Source organism: Bartonella sp. CM86QHHN (assembly GCF_042194695.1).
GTDB lineage: Bacteria > Pseudomonadota > Alphaproteobacteria > Rhizobiales > Rhizobiaceae > Bartonella.
Map to the genome: position 1 here is coordinate 51300 of NZ_JBHIND010000056.1, position 17992 is coordinate 69291.

General features: G+C 38.2%; 12 protein-coding genes and 1 pseudogene. 8 read left to right on the top strand and 5 right to left on the bottom strand.

Annotation, left to right across the window (positions count from 1 at the left end; translation table 11 throughout):
• Positions 1–3 precede the first annotated feature (3 nt).
• The 3 genes from gcvH to ACFIKX_RS05460 all read left to right on the top strand — a co-directional run bounded on the left by gcvH (position 4) and on the right by ACFIKX_RS05460 (position 4038).
• Entirely contained in the window at positions 4–372 is a 369-nt protein-coding gene (gene gcvH / locus ACFIKX_RS05450; protein ID WP_375618535.1) for a glycine cleavage system protein GcvH, read from the top strand.
• 5 nt (positions 373–377) lie between these two features.
• Positions 378–3173 (top strand): aminomethyl-transferring glycine dehydrogenase, encoded by a 2796-nt coding sequence (gene gcvP, locus ACFIKX_RS05455; RefSeq protein WP_375629934.1) that lies wholly within the window; start codon positions 378–380, stop codon positions 3171–3173.
• A 718-nt stretch (positions 3174–3891) separates the two neighbouring features.
• Positions 3892–4038, top strand: coding sequence for a hypothetical protein (locus ACFIKX_RS05460; protein ID WP_375629883.1), 147 nt, complete (start codon positions 3892–3894; stop codon positions 4036–4038).
• A gap of 677 nt (positions 4039–4715) precedes the next feature.
• Here the strand turns inward: ACFIKX_RS05460 and alr are convergent.
• Complete coding sequence (gene alr / locus ACFIKX_RS05465) at positions 4716–5831, bottom strand: alanine racemase (protein ID WP_375612295.1); 1116 nt, start codon at positions 5829–5831, stop codon at positions 4716–4718.
• Positions 5832–6907: 1076 nt separating this feature from the next.
• On the opposite strand from alr, the gene ACFIKX_RS05470 reads away from it, so the two are divergent.
• Positions 6908–7735 carry a ferredoxin--NADP reductase gene (locus ACFIKX_RS05470; protein ID WP_375629881.1) on the top strand — a complete coding sequence of 276 codons (828 nt, stop codon included), beginning with the start codon at positions 6908–6910 and terminating at the stop codon, positions 7733–7735.
• A 34-nt stretch (positions 7736–7769) separates the two neighbouring features.
• A pseudogene (locus tag ACFIKX_RS05475) lies at positions 7770–8203 on the top strand (ferredoxin--NADP reductase); the annotation flags it as partial.
• Here the strand turns inward: ACFIKX_RS05475 and eda are convergent.
• On the bottom strand, positions 8182–8847 hold the full coding sequence (gene eda, locus ACFIKX_RS05480) for a bifunctional 4-hydroxy-2-oxoglutarate aldolase/2-dehydro-3-deoxy-phosphogluconate aldolase (protein WP_375629878.1): 666 nt from the start codon (positions 8845–8847) through the stop codon (positions 8182–8184). The pseudogene ACFIKX_RS05475 and the gene eda sit on opposite strands and share 22 nt — an antisense overlap.
• A 115-nt stretch (positions 8848–8962) precedes the next feature.
• On the opposite strand from eda, the gene ACFIKX_RS05485 reads away from it, so the two are divergent.
• From ACFIKX_RS05485 to ACFIKX_RS05495, 3 genes are all read left to right on the top strand, one after another.
• Positions 8963–9880, top strand: coding sequence for a rhodanese-related sulfurtransferase (locus tag ACFIKX_RS05485; RefSeq protein WP_375613636.1), 918 nt, complete (start codon positions 8963–8965; stop codon positions 9878–9880).
• 1694 nt (positions 9881–11574) lie between these two features.
• Positions 11575–12708, top strand: a complete 1134-nt coding sequence (locus tag ACFIKX_RS05490; protein ID WP_375629875.1) for a type III PLP-dependent enzyme — start codon at positions 11575–11577, stop codon at positions 12706–12708.
• 74 nt (positions 12709–12782) lie between these two features.
• A complete protein-coding gene (locus ACFIKX_RS05495) occupies positions 12783–13367 on the top strand; it encodes a GNAT family N-acetyltransferase (protein ID WP_375629872.1) in 585 nt (194 codons plus the stop codon).
• Positions 13368–14436: 1069 nt separating this feature from the next.
• On the opposite strand, the gene ACFIKX_RS05500 is transcribed toward ACFIKX_RS05495, so the two are convergent.
• The 3 genes from ACFIKX_RS05500 to ACFIKX_RS05510 form a co-directional block, all read right to left on the bottom strand.
• Positions 14437–16008 carry a DHA2 family efflux MFS transporter permease subunit gene (locus ACFIKX_RS05500; RefSeq protein ID WP_375629869.1) on the bottom strand — a complete coding sequence of 524 codons (1572 nt, stop codon included), beginning with the start codon at positions 16006–16008 and terminating at the stop codon, positions 14437–14439.
• Positions 16009–16032: 24 nt separating this feature from the next.
• A complete protein-coding gene (locus ACFIKX_RS05505; RefSeq protein WP_375629866.1) occupies positions 16033–17127 on the bottom strand; it encodes an HlyD family secretion protein in 1095 nt (364 codons plus the stop codon).
• Positions 17128–17300: 173 nt separating this feature from the next.
• Positions 17301–17693 (bottom strand): Fur family transcriptional regulator, encoded by a 393-nt coding sequence (locus tag ACFIKX_RS05510; RefSeq protein ID WP_375629863.1) that lies wholly within the window; start codon positions 17691–17693, stop codon positions 17301–17303.
• Positions 17694–17992: the final 299 nt, after the last annotated feature.

Consider the following 17992-nt stretch of genomic DNA (forward strand, 5'->3'; position numbering starts at 1 on the left):
TTTATGTCTAAAACTTATTTTACACATGACCATGAATGGCTTAGCGTTGAAGGGCAAGTGGTGACTGTTGGGGTTACGCATTATGCGCAAGAGCAATTAGGGGATTTGGTTTTTGTTGATTTACCACAAAGTGGAACAAAACTTTCCAAAGGAGAGGCGGCGGCTGTTGTAGAATCAGTGAAGGCGGCTTCAGATGTTTATGCTCCTCTTGATGGTGAAGTGGTCGAAATAAATGAAGCCTTGGCTGATAATCCTGAATTGGTAAATCAGAAAGCCGAAACAGAAGGCTGGTTATGGAAAATGACATTGCAGGATGAGACACAACTGGAGGGGTTGTTAGATAAAGATGCTTATAAGGCTTTGATTGGATGAGTACTATGATCGAGCGTTCTTTTTCTTCTCGACATATTGGGCTGCGTCCTGATGAAACACAAAAAATGCTTGATGTTTTAGAGCTTGATTGTGTTGATACACTCATTTCTCAAGCTGTTCCACACTCTATCCATTTGGGACGTTCATTGAATCTTCCAGAGGCTGCTAGTGAAGGACAAGCCTTGGAAGAACTCTCCAAGATGATGGAGCGTAACCATGTGCACAAAAGTTTTATTGGGCAAGGATATCATGGAACTTATGTGCCTCCGGTTATTTTACGAAATCTGTTTGAAAATCCTGCTTGGTATACTGCTTATACGCCTTATCAAGCAGAAATTAGCCAGGGTCGTTTAGAGCTTTTATTTTATTTTCAGACATTGGTTAGTGAACTAACAGGTTTGCCTGTTTCTGCTGCTTCCCTTCTTGATGAAGCAACTGCTTTAGCTGAAGCCAATGCCCTTGCTTTTCGCTTTTTCCGTGAGAAAAAAACAAAAATTTCTCTTCAGAGTCTTTTACACCCTCAGACTTTGAGTGTTGCGCAAACGCGTGCTGAAACACAAGGGATTCAGATTAGCCAAAATGGCGAAATTGATTCTGATACAGCGGCAATTGTTTTATCTTGGCCAGATACAAAAGGTTCTTTTCATGATTACAGTGAGATCATAAAAGAGGCAAAGGAAAAGGGAGCTTTAGTTATCGTTGTAGCTGATCCTTTAGCGCTTACCCTTCAGGAGCCACCTTCTCAATGGGGGGCAGATATCGTTGTTGGCTCTATGCAGCGTTATGGCGTTCCGATGGGATTTGGTGGTCCACATGCTGGTTACCTTGCCGTGAGTGATGCGTTAACGCGTCTTATTCCAGGGCGTATTGTTGGTCAATCCGTGGATACCAAAGGACGCGTTGGTTTTCGTTTAGCTTTGCAAACACGTGAACAACATATTCGGCGCGATAAAGCGACGTCAAATATTTGTACAGCGCAGGCTTTATTGGCTAATATGGCAACCGCTTATGCTGTTTGGCATGGGCCAAAAGGCTTACAAGAAATTGCGCAGCGAATTCATCATTTAACATGTCGTTTTGTTGCTGGTTTAGAAGCCGCAGGGGTTCATGTTGAAGGGAAAAGCTTTTTTGATTGTGTGAGTATTTCTGTTAAGGGAAAAGCGCGAGAGATTGCGCATCAAGCCAAAATAGGTGGGCGCCTTATTCGTGTTCTCGATGATGACACTATTGCAATCAATTTTGATGAATTATCGACAGAAGAAGATGCTGGTGCTTTAGCGCAGCTTTTGGGGGCACAACTCGTTGATAAGGTTTCTCCACGACTCTTTGGAAAAAAACGGGATGCTGCTTTTCTTTCTCAGCCTTTTTTTCATGCTGTTCATTCAGAGACAGATATGATGCGCTTTTTGCGTCGTTTAGCGGATAAGGATTTGGCGCTGGATCGCGCTATGATCCCTCTTGGTTCTTGTACAATGAAGCTTAATGCAGCTGCTGAATTGATGCCTGTGAGCTGGGCGAGCATGGCCAATATACACCCCTTTGTTTCACAAGAGGATGCAGCGGGTTATTTGGAGATGATCAACCAGTTAAATGCGTGGTTGTGTGAAATTACAGGATTTGCGCAAGTTTCTTTTCAGCCAAATTCTGGTGCTCAAGGTGAATATGCTGGGCTTTTGGCTATCCGACGATATTACCAATCACGAGGAGAACATCAACGTACAGTTTGTCTTATTCCTGCATCTGCGCATGGTACCAATCCAGCTTCGGCCCATATGGCAGGGATGGAAGTCGTTGTGGTAAAATGTTTAAGCGATGGTGATGTTGATGTAGACGATCTCAAGATGAAAGCGCAATTGCATAAAGATAAATTGGCTGCTCTTATGATTACTTATCCTTCAACCCATGGTGTTTACGAGGAAAGCATTAAGGAAATTTGTTCTATTATTCATGAAAATGGCGGACAAGTTTATTTTGATGGTGCTAATCTCAATGCCCTTGTGGGGCTTGCTCGTCCTGCGGATATTGGCGCTGATGTTTGTCATATGAATCTTCATAAAACATTTGCTATTCCTCATGGTGGTGGTGGTCCTGGTATGGGACCAATTGGAGTTGCTGCGCATCTCAAACCATTCGTACCAGGTCATGAACAAGATGGGACAACGCATGCGGTTTCGGCTGCTCCTTATGGAAGTGCGTCTATTCTTGCAATTACATGGATGTATATTCGAATGATGGGGGCTGATGGCTTAAAATATGCAACACAAATAGCCATTTTAAATGCCAATTATATTGCTGCACGTCTTTCAGCCGCTTATTCCATTCTTTATCGGGGCAAGCATGGACGTGTTGCGCACGAATGTATTGTGGATACACGCGTGTTGAAAGAGCAGTATGGGGTGAGTGTTGATGATATTGCAAAACGTCTCATTGATTATGGATTCCATGCGCCTACGATGTCGTTCCCTGTTCCGGGAACTTTAATGATTGAGCCGACGGAATCAGAACCAAAAGCAGAGATTGATCGTTTTTGTGATGCTTTACTCTCTATTGCTGAAGAAGCGAAAAAAGTTGGGAATGGGGGTTGGCCAAAAGACAATAATCCATTGGTGAATGCCCCTCATACAGTGGCAGATACTTTAGATGATGCTTGGGCACGACCCTATTCGCGACAAGAAGCTGCTTTTCCCAACAGTTCTCTTGATCCAGCCAATAAATATTGGCCTCCTGTATCGCGTATTGATAATGTTGCGGGAGACAAAATGCTCATTTGTTCGTGTCCGCCATTGGGAAATACCTATTAAATAACAAATATGTATTTAATTTGTTTATTTGCATAAACAAAAAAGCCCACACATTTTGTGTGGGTTTGTACTTGTTGATCATGTTACTATGGAATTATTTGTCTATTTTCTAGAATTTTGCATTGTTTTTTATAACATGAGCAAAATCGAAAAAGTCGACAAAAAGCCGTATTTTGTCGGCAATAGGCATGCTCTCCTTTGCTTTCTACCGTATGACATGGTTTTAGTGACTAGGTGGCATTGGTCTAGCCAGCTAATTCATGTAAACGAGAGCGAAACCTACGGGGGATAGGTCACGTCTGTTGCATGTGTTGTGATATACTCCTTCTCACTAGGGTGACGACGACCGGTTGTAGAAAGAATAAAATCAATTTTAGTGTTTTTGATGATAAAGACACGCGAAACTCTGTTGTTGCATCTTTTCGAGTCAAGAATTGTCTAAATATTTCTCTTTAATCTGCTGTTTATAAATATGACGCAAAAATATGTAAGAACACCTGTCAGAATGAGCAAACGTAAAGCCAAATGTATTATGGTTGTTTTTTACAAGGTATCTTATAAAAGCCGGCACATCTTTCCACTTCATTGCAAGTCAGTTTGTGACTTTACGGCGCTGTTTTTCTAAGAGCCCGTGTTCTTTCGCTGTTACCTGTAAATCAACATCCAAACTTAACGCAGCGACATGTTTTGAGTCAGAGATTGAGAAAAAAAGAGCTTTATGAGTAGTTTCTGCTGTCTGTCAGATGAGGGCGGGGGATTGCGTATTTCTGTTGACGTAACCTTTGAAACTGGAAGACAATCTCATTTTGGAAAATGTAAAGCTGTAAAGGTGAAAATCAATCCTCAGTTTGTCATCTCCTCTTAATTCAGCTTTGCGGCTTTCAAAAGCATTTAAAGCAATATTTTTTAATAATGGGGATTACATATTGCTCCATACTTTTATTTATTGTGTTCTTTAGTGGGGGAATGATCCTCATGTAAAACAGAACGCTCCAAAAAGAATATACTTGGGTTGTTAATTCACATGTTTGTTTTAAAGAGATATTTCGCTCCTAATCCCATTTCGCGACGGCGCTTGTGAATGGTGTAAGGGTAAATCCATTGAGAGCTCCCCAATCTTTATGCTCTATGAAGAAGGAAGTTGGCACTATCATACACTTTGCCAGTTCGTAGGTGCTGCTTACAGCCTTTGGTATTTGAGGCGGTTCATTAGAAGCATTATTCTTTTCTTAAATCATTTTTATCTACACATAGTCTAGGTTGTGGTATGCAAGCGAATGATTTTAATTGGGAAATTAATTTTAAAAACTTTGTAGTAGATTCTTTTTTGTCAATTTATGGGGAAAGGCTAAGTTTTTGTATTTTAGATGAAAGCTACTTCCATAAAACAGTCCATTAACTTGTCTGTTTTGAGATTTCTGTGAATGTACGGTATCTATGACCATTCTATGTGGTTGATTGTTGTAAAATCTTTTGTAAAAGCCCCTCAATTTTCTAAAATGATGATTTTTATCAATTTATTTCTTTATGGCTAAAGAGTTTTTATGTGTAAATGTATTTATAGCGGGAGCCAAGAGATGTTAGAATTTCATTGGGAAGGGTATCGGCATCTATAGATACTTTTTCAAGTGTTTGATGGGGACCAATGAGTTCTACCCAGTCACCAGTTTGAGGTTTTTGTTCAAGATCGGTCGTATCTACAATAATGGAATCCATAGAAACCCGCCCAACCATGGGAAGTTTGTGCCCGTTGAAATAAACAGTTCCTTTATTCGAAAGAGTACGGAGCCAGCCGTCTGCGTAGCCTATAGAAATGGTTGCAAGAGTGCTTGGTCTGTTGGTTATAAAGCTTTCTGCATAACCAACAGGTGCTCCTATATCAACAACGCGGCTTTGAATGACTTGGGCTTCAAGTTTTAAAACAGGTTTCAAAGGTGATGGGTGTTTTCCCCGCGGATCAACTCCGTAAAGTGCAATGCCTGGACGAACAAGATCAAAATAAAAATCTGATCCTAGAAAGATACCTCCAGAATTGGCAAAGGAAACTTTGCAAGCAGGCAATTGCGCAAGGATCGTTTTGAAAGAAGTCAATTGGGCATAATTTGATGGGTGGGTATCATCTTCTCCGTTAGAAAGATGACTAAGAATATATTTTATTTCTGCTTTTTCGAAAATTGTAGGGTGTTTGATGAGTTTTTGTAATTCTTTTTGATCCAGTCCTAATCGGTTCATATGGGTATCGATTTGAACAATTGCTGGAAATTTTTTATCTTTTTTTTGACAAATTTTTTGCCAATTTTCAATGGCATTCCAAGAGTTTAGAACAGGAACAATACCAGATTGTGCGACAAACTCTTCTGCTAAGTGTGGAAGTCCATTCAGAATGGCAATTGTGACATTTGATGGTAAAATGCTTTTTAATTGGAGTGCTTCTCTGATTTGGGCGACAAAAAAAGTGCGACAACCAGCTTGATAAAGGGCAGGAGCAATTTTGTGAGCTCCTAATCCATAGGCATTTGCTTTTACAACTGCTGAACATTGTGTTGGAGCTACACGTTTGGCTAAAGTGATATAATTGGCAACAATGGCACTGACATCGATGGTTGCTACAGCTGTATAGAGTGATGTATTTATTTCATCATTAACGGATTTGTTCATTTTAAAAGCTTATCTGTGTTCGTGAAATACGGAGTTTTTTGGTTGTTTCATTGAGGTTCTTTACGATATAGGGGAAAGACACTATTTGCTATGGTCAAAATCATTAAGAAGCCTATGCTGCCATTAAAGTCGTTTTTTATGTAAAATGGTACTCTGGATATAAGAGATAGTTTAGTTTTATTTGTGTTGTTATCAACATGGTATCTTCTAATGATTTGTAAAACATAGACTTTTTTACTTATTTGCCCTCGTTTAGGCATATAAAAAAATAAACATAATTTATTGTATTGTATCATTTTGAAGAGTGCAATGTTAGACTATTATTGCTGGTGTGATTGTTTTGATTAAATATTGCATTGGCTTCTTATTTAGAGAAGGTAAAATGATTAAATTAACCACGTTAAATCAATGCATTACAAGTTTTCTACCATGAGGGGGAAGATTACTCATCTGTGCAATTTTGGATGTTGTCTCATGCACTTAAAATTATTTTTTGTTAAATGGAAAACAATGTGTAAACACTTTCTGATACATTAAAAACTGTTGATTTGGATATTATTTCTTTTCAAGATGAAGCGGGAATACGATATTTGCTTTTTATCATTTGATCGGTTTTAAGTGAAATCAATTTTATCGCTTATAGAGGGTGTTCGACTCATTTATTTATGGAAAGGGCAGTGTAAAAAAGGTCAGTAAAGAAAACAATGGATGTAATGCCGAAAACTTTGTTGTGGAGTCGTGCGTTTATCGTTCAATCCACAGATGTTTTTTCTCTCTTAATTTTAAGGTTTTCGGTTATAAATTTTGCAAAGAGAATAAAGTGTTGTAGCGGTACACTGTATACTATGCATTATGTGTTAAAGTGGAAAAGAGTACCGTGATTGCTTAACACTCAATGTTTTTGTTTCTCTTTGAATATGATTTGTATTCACATTTTTTTCATTCGATTAATTTTGACATAAAAGTGTTAATCTTAAGGCTTTTGGTTTAAGAAAATTGTTGGCAGATGATTATACAAGGATTATATCACGTCAGGGATTCGAAATTTAACGTTCAATAAAGATATGGGGAAGAGTATGAATACGTCTGCTACCAATGTTCCGTCAAGCATCAGCAGCGTTGCAAATTTTCCGATTCCTGAGAATGTGTTCGCCCTTACTGTCCAAGAGGTTTGTCACTATACAGATCGGTTATTTAAATTCCGTCTGAATCGTCCGGAAAGTTTTCGTTTTCGTTCGGGTGAGTTTGTTATGATCGGTTTGCCAAATGCAGAAAAGCCGATTTATCGCGCTTATTCGATTGCAAGTCCCTTCTGGGATGAACAGCTTGAGTTTTTTTCGATAAAAGTTCCAGGGGGACCTTTAACCGAGCATCTCCAAAAAGTTAAAATTGGTGATACAGTTCTCATGCGTAAAAAATCTACAGGAACGCTGGTTCTTGATGCTCTTATTCCTGGAAAACGTCTTTATCTTCTTTCAACTGGGACGGGGATTGCTCCTTTTGCAAGCCTTATTCGTGATCCTGAAACTTATGAAAAATTTGCAGAAGTTGTCCTTATTCAAACAACGCGCGAAAAAAATGAGTTAATTTATGCAAAAGATCTTGTTTCCTCTTTGCAACAAGATCCACTCATTGGAGAGTATGCACAACAGTTGAGATTTTATCCTATGACGACTCGTGAAGCTTCTGAGCATATGGGCCGTATTACAACTGTGATGGAAAGTGGGGACTTTTTTGAAACAACAGGCCTTCCTAAAATTCATCCTGATGAAGATCGGGTGATGATTTGTGGTTCCATGGCTATGTTAAAAGATTGCGCAAGGATGTGTGAAAGCTTTGGTCTTGTTGAAGGGGCCAATAATGCTCCTGCTACTTATGTTGTAGAGCGCGCTTTTGTGGAGTAATGAGTGGGAAAGTTGATGCTTTATCTTCTTTCAAACCGGTACGGGGTTTTTTCCTTTTGCAAGCTTTATTCGTGATCCTGACATTTATGAAAATTTTCAGAAGTTGTCCTTATTTAAATAACGCGCGAAAAGAATGAGTTAATTTATGCAAAAGATCTCGTTTCCTCTTTGTAACAAGATCCACTCATTGTGGGGCATATGCACAACAGCTGAAATTTTATCCTATGACTACTTGTGAGCTTTCTGAGCATATGGGGCGTATTACAACTGTTATGGAGAGTGGGTGCTTTTTTGAAACAAGCGGCTTTGAAACAATAGAACTCGCAAAATTCATCCTGATGAAGATCGGGTGATGATTTATGGTTTTATGACGATGTTAAAAGATTGCGCAAGGATGTGTGAAAGCTTTGGTCTTGTTGAAGGGACTGATATTCTTGCACATTACATTATATTGTAGAAAGAGCTTTTTTCGAGAGAGAAGGAAGTTGTGATGCGGTATATGCTAATGCAGTAATCGAATCCCAATCACTTATTGCAATGAGTTTTTGGGGCGCTATCCAAGAACCTCCAACGCAGAAGACATTGGGCAGTTGGAGCCATTGTGTTGCACTTTTTTGTGTAATACCGCCTGTTGGGCAAAACCGGATATCAGAGAAGGGAGATGCTAAAGCTTCGATGAAGGAAATACCCCCAGCAGCTTCAGCAGGGAAAAATTTAAGATATGAATAGCCTTTGTTTAATGCTTGCATGAGTTCACTTGGGGTCATTGCACCGGGAAGAAGGGGAATTTCACTATTTTTTGCACAATTGATTAGTTCATTGGATAATCCGGGGCTTACAATAAACTTTGCGCCTGCTTGTTCGGCTTGTTCGTAATGTGTTGTGTTGAGAATTGTGCCGGCTCCAACAATTGCTTCAGGGACTTCTTGTATGATTTTCTGAATTGCTTTGAGGGCATTTGGTGTTCGCAAGGTGATCTCAATTGTTTTTAATCCACCTTTGACAAGAGCGCGTGTTAAAGGTACAGCACTTTGTAGATTGTCAATGAGTAAAACAGGTATGACAGTTTGTCCTTGGAGATATAATAAAAGCTTTTCTCTTTTTTGGCACATGATATTTTTTCTTCTTGGAGATGATATTATTTGTATCGTTTGATTAAGCACAATATGTTAAAGAGTACATGAATAAATCTTGAAATTGAATGAAACGCGCGTTATGGCAAAACACATGGAAAAGAATTTTAAAGTTGCTGCACTTTATTGCTTTGCAGATTTGAAGCATTATCATCAATTACAAAAACCTTTGCAGGATTTATGTCAAGCAAAGGATATCAAAGGCACTCTGCTTTTAGCACAAGAGGGCATTAATGGAACAGTTGCTGGTTCTTGTGATGCGATTGAGGCATTGGTGGATTTTATTACGGCTGAGCCAGCGTTTCAAACGCCGGAGATTAAATATTCATGGGCATCAAAAATGCCTTTTCATCGCATGAAAGTGCGGTTGAAAAAAGAGATTGTGACAATGGGGGTTGAAGGGGTTGATCCGCTAAAAGTTGTTGGTACTTATGTCGATCCTGAAGATTGGAATGCTCTTATTCAAGATGAAGAGACAATTTTAATCGATACACGGAATGACTATGAATATGCGATAGGGAGTTTTCAAGGAGCGATTGATCCGCAGATTAAAACATTTCGCGAATTTCCTGAATGGGTGCGTAAACATGAGGCTGAGTTAAAGAAAAAAAAGAAAATTGCCATGTTTTGTACAGGTGGTATTCGGTGTGAAAAATCAACAGCTTATGTTCGTGATCTTGGTTATGAGCAAGTCTACCATCTAAAAGGAGGTATTCTAAAATATTTAGAAAAAATTCCAAAAGAGAAAAGTTTATGGTGGGGTGAGTGTTTTGTTTTTGATGAGCGTGTTTCTGTTCAACATGGTCTTGAAGAATGTGGACGCGAATTATGTCGCGCGTGTCGTTCTCCTCTTAATGCTGAAAGCAAATTATCGCCTCATTATGAGGAAGGTGTTTCCTGTGATGCTTGTTATAACACGCGTAGTGAAGCCGATAGAGAGCGCTTTCGTGAGCGCCATAGGCAATTTCAATTGTTGAAGTTGCGTGCAATTGATTCTCATCAAGGGACATAAGGATATCGTAGTGTAGAGTTTTAAGTTGTAGCGTTTTTCTCTTAAATTTAAGAGAGAAGAGTTTTTTATATTGGTAGAAAAATATTTCATAAGACCGGATATTATTCGGTCTTTTTGTTTATATTAAATTATTTGACTTATAAATAATCATTATAGATTGTTCGCTCTCCTTGACTTATAGGATTGAGTTTTCAAATACTTTTCATTTAAAAATAGAAAAGCCGTTCACCAACAGCGCAGAGGAGGGAGATTATAGTTTAAGAGAAAAGCGTATGAATAAGATGTGATTAATAAGAGGAGATGAAAAAGCAGGTGCTAGGTGGAAAAATAAAATGATAATAGGAGTTTATGATTTCAGAATTTAATATAATACATTAATTTATAATGATAATTTATTTTCATTTGAATAAAAGAGTTCAATATTGTGAACTTTGTTGCTTTCAGATTAGATGAGAACGAATCGCGTAAAATTCATTCACTTGTACGTTGCAAATGGGAGTAACGTGTGGACAAAAATCATTTTAGATAAGGTGTTATGAAACATTTCAATGTAGGAGTTTCTGCAATATTGGGAGTTGGCAGATAGAATGGGAGCGTTTGTTTTTAATTTCATAAGTATCAAGAGGGTGAGATGTAGTTGATCTATATCATACAAGCTATATTATACGGGGAATTCTTCATGATATTTTGCTTAAGCGATGCTGTGAAATGAATGTGGAAGTAGGGATGTTTTTTAGGATGTAAATGAGAAAGATAATGGTGTTTTGTTGGGGGAAGGACACGTTATCTTTAAAGACTATGGTGCTTCAGTCGTTACTATCCTCAGTCTTCAATGTTGGTCATCTTTGCATTTGAGAGGATATATAAGAGGTACTCCTTTTTTCAATTGTTTTTTATTTGTGATGCGCAAAAGAATGATTTTAATTGATTCATTGTAAGAGGGTTGAAATAAGAGGATTTTATAATGGGATTTTTGTTTAAGGGTACAATAATAAATTATCATTATAAATTAATGTTTTGAGTAATTTATTTGCGTTATTTTCTGCTGCAGATATTAGGAGATAGAATAGGGTAAAGAAACGAGGGGCTTTAAACGCAAGACAGTGATTTATGTTGTACGGATAATGTAAGGGTGTGATCTCATGAAAGCGGATGGATGGCTTTGTCTGGGGGAGAGTGTTGTTTTTTCGCATCATTTTATCTTTAAGAATTAAAAAATGTTTAAAATTAAAAAAATGATTGAAATGAGAAAGAATTCGTTTTATAGGTTGCCTTGCCCAAAGTCGCACGTGCCTGTGGGTGTCCGCTGGTTCTCAAATGGTGAGATTAACCGGTACGGTACCTGGAACTAACCGCTCCAGTCATTCTTACAGCCAATTGCAAGAATGAGGACATCTTGAAGCAACGACGGTGCGGGCCTTTCTGGTGTCTTCCAGCTTTTAAATGCTGGGATAACTATAGAGGCACACCTCATTGCCTTCAGTGCGGAAGTGGTTTTCTCAACTCCAATCAAAAAGGCATATAAAATAGAATAACGCGGTTTCGCGCTGTTCTTTCGCAGCATGCAATGCTAATTTCTGGTTTTTTGTAATCAGAATGGGGATGGTTGTTGTGTGTTTTTTGTCCTTTAGCTTTTGGCAGCTTTGGCTGTCTAAGCATAGAGTGGGGGAGCGTTCCCTCAAGGAGAATTGCAGATGGCAACGCAACGTATTCGCGATTTTCTTGCAACACATCGTTCTGAAGGTCCATGCTTAATTGTTGACCTTGATGTTGTTCGTGATAACTATTTAAATTTTGAAAAAGCTCTGCCGCAGTCTCGTATTTTTTACGCAATAAAGGCAAATCCAGCTCCTGAAATCTTGCGTTTGCTGAGTTCTTTAGGATCTTCTTTTGATGCGGCTTCTGTTGCAGAAATTGAAATGGCTTTAAAAGCAGGTGCAACGCCAGAGCGTATTTCTTTTGGGAATACGATTAAAAAAGAGCGTGATATTGCACGAGCATATGCATTGGGAGTTTCACTTTATGCTGTTGATTGTGTTGAAGAAGTGGAAAAAATTGCGCGTGTTGCTCCAGGAGTACGTGTTTTTTGCCGTGTTCTTACCGATGGCAAAGGTGCAGAGTGGCCATTGTCACGCAAATTCGGTTGTGTTCCAGCTATGGCGGTTGATGTTCTAAGACGGGCACACCAATTGGGTTTGCAAGCCTACGGTGTTTCTTTTCATGTTGGATCTCAGCAGGTTGATTTGAGTGCGTGGGATCGTGCTTTATCGGATGCTTCTACAGTTTTTAAGCGCTTGGAACAAGAAGGCATTTCACTAAGGTTGGTGAATATGGGAGGCGGTTTTCCAACCCGTTATTTGAAAGATGTCCCTACAGAACAAGCTTATGGTACAGCAGTTTTTGATTCATTGAAAAAGCATTTTGGTAATCGTATCCCTGAGACGATTATTGAGCCAGGACGTGCGATGGTTGGCAATGCTGGTGTTATTCGTACAGAAGTTATTCTAATATCTAAAAAAGCTGATAATGATAATGTACGATGGGTTTATCTTGATATTGGAAAATTTAATGGTCTTGCTGAGACTATGGATGAAGCCATTCGTTATCCTATTGAGACACCTCATGATGATAAGGTAATGGAGCCTTGTATTTTGGCGGGACCAACATGCGATTCGGCAGATGTTCTCTATGAAAAAACACCTTATCCGCTTCCTCTATCCCTAACGATAGGAGATGAAATATTGATTCATGGAACGGGTGCTTACACAACAACTTACGCATCGGTTGCTTTTAATGGTTTTGAGCCTTTACGATCATATGTAATCTGAGGTTTCCTTTTAACTATAGTTTTTTAGACTTTTTGCTATGCTCGTCATGGCGCTATAAGAGGGCGGTCATTGAGATGAACATGATGAACTTTCAAACAAAAGATGGGGCATGTTTTACACTTTTATTGGAGCAAGAAACCGATAAGCCTTATCGAGAAATTTTGCTTGATTCAACGATGGGGTGTGGACGTAAACGTAAATCATCAGAGGCTTTACGTCGTGGTCGGTTAGCTGCTCAAGGGCTTTCTTTTGTGGTTAAAAATGCTCTGGGAGAGCTTGTGGGAAGTGTCCGTCTTTGGCATGTTTCTTTTTCTAAAAGAAAAAATAAAACACAACATGCTTTACTTTTGGGCCCCTTGGCTGTTGCATCTGAATGTGCTGGTATGGGAATAGGATCAATTTTAGTCCGCCATGCAATTGAAACGGCAAAAAAATTGGGATATGGCGCCATTTTGCTGGTAGGGGATTTTGAATTTTATCAACGTTTTGGCTTTTCAAATAGTTTAACAGAAAATTTGGCAATGCCTGGTCCTTACGAAAAGCATCGCTTTCAAGCGTTGGAACTGATACCACATTATCTTTCTGGGTGTTATGGCACTTTGGTTCCTAGTGGAGAACGAGAAGTTTCAAATCGTTTTCAGCATCATAAAGTGGCTTGAAGATAGTGTTTATTTGTTTTTTAACAGCTGGCATTGAGGAGAGCATACTGTTTTGGCTAGAGCCAAAGTATTTAGCGGCACAAAGTTTTTGGGGAGTTGTATTGCGATTTTATTATATGGCTGGTTTCTTATTTTTGATAATTTCAGTTCAGTGAGTAAGAATATATTTTAAGCTCATTTTTTGAAATAGTGTCTTATTTTATAATACTGAAGGAACCTGATTTTTGAGTTGTCTTGTGTTCTTTTAAAGTCGCTATCATCATACAGTTTTCCAGTTTTCAATATCGTTGATAAATCTTGCATCAAAACGGTTGGATGTTTTACTTTTTTCTTAAACAGTTTTTATTTCTTTGCTTTTTATGTGCAAGGGAATGGTTTTGATTGATTCAATAGAGAGATATTTTGAGAAATTTTATACAATTTCAGCTCTTGTTGAAAGAGAAGGGGCTTAAGAAAGAAAAATATGTAGCAGTAGAATCAAAATTGTAAGTATCAGCTTTTTTAAAGAGTGTAAAAAATAAAATTACATGTTTAAAAGCAGCTTTTTTGAAAAAAATATATCATTACTTTTTTGCTATAAAGGTAAATCGTTTTGCAATTGGCATGAGAGGATCAAATACAAAATGATTTTTTCATGTAAAATTTTGCATTCAGAATCAAAAAACGTTGTCCTACACATTATAAGAGAAATAGGTGCGTGAATAAAAATCACAAGAATCATAAATCTTTTATGAATATTCTTGTAAGACTCAAAAGAGTAAAGGGCAAAGAATCTTTTAATCTTTTGTGCCTTATGGTGATAAATCAAAAATCTTATAGAAATAGCAGCTTTATCTTTATAGTGTGGAGCACGTTAGGTAAGATCGTTGTTTACCTATCATCTAAAACAATTTTTGTATGCGAGACGTTATTTTAAAAGTGCGTAAAGAGCCCGCATTGAAAAGAATTTTTATCAGAAGAATCATTTAAAATCACGTATTTATTTATACTGTCTCTTGAGAAAAGATAAAGTGCATAGGAAGCGAGGAAAGTGATAAGGATAAAAAATATTTCTCAATTGTAATTAAGCTTAGTGATTTGGTGGTGAATCCATGAGAGGTGGTATTTTTTTGAGAAACATGGTCATAAATGTCAAAACACCAAAGATGATGGTTATGATAAAGAAAATATCACTAAAAGCCATAATCATTGCTTGTATGCGTACCATATTAAACAATTGAGAAAGAGCCAGGGTATAGGAATCAAAGGTTTCTGTTTTGAATAATAAAATAAGCTTTGAAAGCATTTCAGTTGCTTGTCTGTTTGCGTGGTTAAGGGTTTCGGCTATTCGTTCATAATGGAAGTCTGTGCGTTTTGTCATGAGCGTGCTGATAATGGCAAGCCCTACAGCACCACCTAGATTCCGTGTGAGATTAAAGAGTCCAGAAGCATTTTGCATTCGTTCTGGTGGGAGTGTTCCCAAGGCAATATTATTAATAGGAACCATACATAACATTACAGAAGCACCACGGAAAACTTGCGGCCAAAAAAGCTGCCAAAAATCCCACTTATCTGTGATAGTGCTTGCCATCCAAGTGCCTATTGCAAAACCAAAAAGTCCTATTGCCATCATTAAACGTGCATCCATTCGTGCTGAAAGGAATCCTGCAAGGGGAGCCGTTAATAACATGACGAATCCTGAAAGAAACAATGTTTCTCCAATCATAAGGGCATCGTAATGGCGGATTTGGCTCAAATAGACAGGATAAAGATACGTGAGTCCATAAAGACCTATCCCCAGTGAAAAGGAAAAAATGGATGCAGCTGAAAAATTAAAATTAGAAAAAGTAGAGAGATCTACAATGGGTTCTTTTGCTGTAAAAGCACGCCAGAAGAACAAGGCGGCAGCAAGAATCATGATAATGAACAAATTCCGAACCAGCCTATCATTCAGCCAATCATGACGTGCGCCTTCTTCTAGTACATACTCTAAAGTTCCTAGAAAAACAGCCATAGAAATGAGCCCCAACCAGTCAAATTTAGCCATGAGAGATGGATTTGCTTTATCAAAATCAATCAATTTCCAAGCGAGAATTGAAATGATAATCCCAAAAGGCACATTAATGAGAAAAAGCCAGTGCCATGATAAGATATGACAAAGATAACCTCCGACCGTTGGACCAATAGTGGGGGCTAATGTTGCGACTAGTCCAACAATAGGGGTAACAATTGGGCGTTTAGAAGGAGGAAAAAGAACATAAGAGGCGACAAAAACGCTTGGGATAATTCCTCCACCAATAAAACCTTGCAATGCACGGTAGATAATCATCTCTCCAATAGATGTTGCTGTTGCACAAAGAACAGAAGTAATCGTAAACCCGATCGCTGATATGGTGAAGAAAACACGTGTTGAAAGCAATCTTCCTAAGAATCCAGAAAGGGGCAACATGATGACTTCAGCGATGAGATAGGAGGTTTGAACCCATGAAATTTCTTCAGAGCTTGCAGAAAGACCAGCTTGAACTTCGGCTAAAGAGGAGGCAACGATTTGTATATCCAAAATCGCCATGAACATGCCAAAGGCCATAACTATGAAAATCACAATGTTACGGATTTCTATGCGCTCTTGAGACTGTATGGGCTTTGGTATTGAAGATGTCATAATAATGAGGTCATTTGCTTGTTATTATAAGAGACTTTTATCTTGTGGTTTTGTACGTGTATCAACTTCTACTGAAACACTCATTCCTGCTCGGATATGTCCGGTCTTTAAGACTTCTTCTGGAATAGAAATACGTACGGGAATGCGTTGGACAATCTTTGTAAAGTTACCGGTAGCGTTTTGTGGAGGAAGAAGAGAAAAAACAGCACCTGTTGCGGGTGAAATAGAGAGCACTGTTCCTGTAAAGACCTCCTTTTTGAAGGCATCAACAGAAATATAAGCCTTTTGTCCCGCATGAATATTTTGCAACTGTGTTTCTTTATAGTTTGCTTCAATATAAAGTGCATGGATGGGGACTAATGCTGCAAGACGTTGGCCATTTACAACAAAATCTCCCGTTTTTGCTGTTAAATTTCCTATGATTCCATCAAATGGCGCGCGTATAATGGTTGAATCAAAGTCACGTTGTGCTTTTTCACGCGAAAGTTCTAAACTCTTTGTTTGGCTTTCTGTTTCACTTCGTTGTGCTTCTAGCACTCGAATATTGGCGCGTGCTGCAGCGATTTGTGCATCTGCACGGTTAACATTTGCGATAGCTTGTTCATAAGCTGATTTGGCATCATCAACATCAGATTGAGGGGCATAACGACTGGCTTTCAGTTCTGTTACACGTTTTAAGGTGAGTTGTGCATTGGTTGCTATGGCTGAAGCGGCTGCTTTTTGCGCTTTTGCATCATCTAAAGCACTATGAGCGGCTGTGATTTGTGCATCAATGCGTAGAAGTGTTTTTTTCTGTGTGTCAAGATGCGCTTCTGTTTGATCCAAGGCTATTTGATAATCACCATTGTCTAAGTAAAATAAAACGTCGTCCTTTTTTACAACTTGGTTGGCTTTAATGGCAATTTTTTCAATATATCCATTTAATTTAGTCGCAATAGCGGCTATATCTCCTTGCACATAGGCATCTTCAGTGGATAGCATATAACGCCATTGCGTTATCCATTTGTAGCTAAACCAAAGCACAAAAAGTGCAAAGACAATAAGAAGAGCCTTGATTACTTTCTTTTGTTGCGTTTTATTGAAATTTTTGGTTGAAAAAATTGTCTCAGCTACGGACATGATTTTATACTTTCAATATTTATGTTCCAATGAATATAATAAACCCATCACTAAGATCGGGTGATATACATGCACGGACGATAAGAGCTTTTCAAACAATAAGGCGATCCCTGGTACATAATGCTAAATATATAAACTTGCAAGCTAGAGATCTTGTTTTCAAGTTAGCGGTCTTATTTTATTGCGCATTTTTTACAAAGACCTCGTACTTCTAGGGTGCTTTTGTGTGCTTGGAAGTCAACCGCTTGAACCATCTGTTTTAAACTTGATACAATCGTTTGATCTTGTATTTCGTTGACTGTGCCACAGTTTTCGCAAATTATAAACGTTGTAAGTTCATGTTGACAGTTTTCAGGGTGTAAACAGACCATAAAGGCATTTACACTTTCAAGACGATGAATACACTTTAACTGTACGAGTTTTTCTAACGCACGATAAACTTGGAGAGGTGCGCGAAAACCTTCTTCGCGTAAGTGATTGAGAATCGCATAAGCACTTAAAGGCCCTTTTGCATTTTTTAAAGTATTTAAAACCAATGTTTGGTTACGCGTCAGTTTAGATGACATTGACATCTTCCTTTTGCTCCCATGGAAAAGCATAAAGCGTGTAAGATATTTATGCAATGGTGATTATATAATATGTACTCTATCTTTAGCTTTTTACATGACATCCTTGCGATATGTAAGAAAAGTTACAATCGTTGTGAGGGGAGGGTATTATAATCTGAAAGCCGCCGCTATCAGGCATGAAAGTTTTATACGCTTCTTATTTTTCCAATAATGTTTTGAAATAGGATTTTTTGTTCAATATTTTATTGGTAAAGTTTGGGTTATTTTATTTAAAAAAAATAAAAAATGATATTGAC